Source organism: Protofrankia sp. Cr1 (assembly GCF_963555865.1).
In the GTDB taxonomy this organism is placed as follows: Bacteria; Actinomycetota; Actinomycetes; order Frankiales; family Frankiaceae; genus Protofrankia.
Map to the genome: position 1 here is coordinate 1 of NZ_CAUVXO010000151.1, position 1622 is coordinate 1622.

2 protein-coding genes are annotated in these 1622 nt (G+C 68.6%); one reads left to right on the plus strand and one right to left on the minus strand.

From position 1 onward, the window contains the following. A partial coding sequence (locus tag U9980_RS13690; RefSeq protein WP_322768258.1) for an ATP-binding SpoIIE family protein phosphatase occupies positions 1-1036 on the plus strand: 1036 nt, incomplete at its 5' end. Positions 1037-1196: 160 nt separating this feature from the next. On the opposite strand, the gene U9980_RS13695 is transcribed toward U9980_RS13690, so the two are convergent. Next, positions 1197-1622 (minus strand): VOC family protein (locus U9980_RS13695; protein WP_322768259.1); only part of this gene is annotated, 426 nt, incomplete at its 5' end.

Below are 1622 nucleotides of genomic sequence, written 5' to 3' on the forward strand. Positions count from 1 at the left end.
GGGCGTGGGCGGCGACTGGTTCGACGTGATCCCGCTGTCCGGCGCCCGGGTCGCTCTGGTCGTCGGTGACGTCGTCGGCCACGGCGTCCACGCGTCGGCGACCATGGGACGGCTGAGCACCGCGGTACGCACCCTCGCCGACATCGACCTGGCCCCCGACGAACTACTCACCCGGCTCGACGACATCGTCATCCGTCTCGACCTCGAGGAAGGCCCGACGGCCAGCGACCCCAACGCACGCACGGCCGGGGAAATCGGCGCCACCTGCCTCTACGCGGTCTACGATCCCGTCTCCGGCCGCTGCGCACTGGCCCGCGCCGGCCACCCCGCACCCGCCGTCATCACTCCCAACGGCACGGTCGACTTTCCCAAGGTGCCCACCGGCCCCCCACTGGGCCTGGGCGGACTGCCCTTCGAGTCCACCGAGCTGCAACTGGCGGCAGGAAGCCTGCTCGCCCTCTACACCGACGGCCTGATCGAGGCTACGGACCGCGACATCGACCACGGGCTGGCGCTGCTACGCCGCGCGCTGACCCATCCCGCCCCGTCCCTGGAGGACACCTGCGACAACGTGCTGAACGCGCTGCTGCCGGAGCGCCCTACTGACGACGTCGCCCTGCTCCTCGCCCGGACGAAAACCCTCGACGCCGATCATGTCGCCACCTGGAGCCTGCCGGCTGAGCCCGCCGTCGTCGCCGACGCCCGCAGACAGGCATCTCACCAACTGACCATGTGGGGACTGGACGATGCCGCATACATCACCGAGCTGGTCGTCAGCGAGCTGGTCACCAACGCCATCCGCTACGGCGGTGGCCCCATTCAGCTACGGCTCATCCAGGACAACACCCTCATCTGCGAGGTCTCGGACGCCAGCAACGCCGCCCCCCACCTACGCCGGGCCCGCGTCTTCGACGAGGGCGGCCGCGGCCTGCTCCTCGTCGCCCAGCTCACCCAACGATGGGGCACCCGGCAAACCTCCACCGGAAAAACCATCTGGGCCGAACAACCCCTCCCCTACGCCGAACTCCCCGCATAGATGAGGTCTCGTCAACCTGATCCCCATCTGATCCCCAGCGTCCTAGCAGCACCCCTTCGACCTGCCGGCCCGCTACCTTTCGATCTGCCGAGCTACGATCTTTCGATCTGCCGAACCGGCCATCCAAGCCGCACTGCGCATACGACGGCACCCCGACCGGTCATCCGACGGGGAAGTCGGGGACGGTGATCGAGCCGTCCGCCGCGAGCGGGAAGCCCGGGTTGTACGCAATCTCCCAGGCGTGGCCGTCGAAATCGGTGAAAAACCCCGCATAGCCGCCATAGAACGTCTTGGCCGGCGGACGGGTGACCGTGCCCCCTGCCCGCTCCGCCGCCGCGATGAGACCGTCGACCTCCGCCTCGGACCGAACATTGTGTGCGAGGGCGACACCACTGAAGCCACCTGCCGGCCTGTCCGTGATACTCCCGTCCGTAAAACCGCAGTCGCGCGCGAGTTTGTCACGGCCCCAGAGGACCAGCGCGATGCCGCCGGCCTGAAAGAACACGGTCTCTTCGACCTCCTGACCGTGCCAACCCAGCCGCTCATAAAACGCCCGAGCGCGCCGCACGTCGGCAACGCCCAGTGT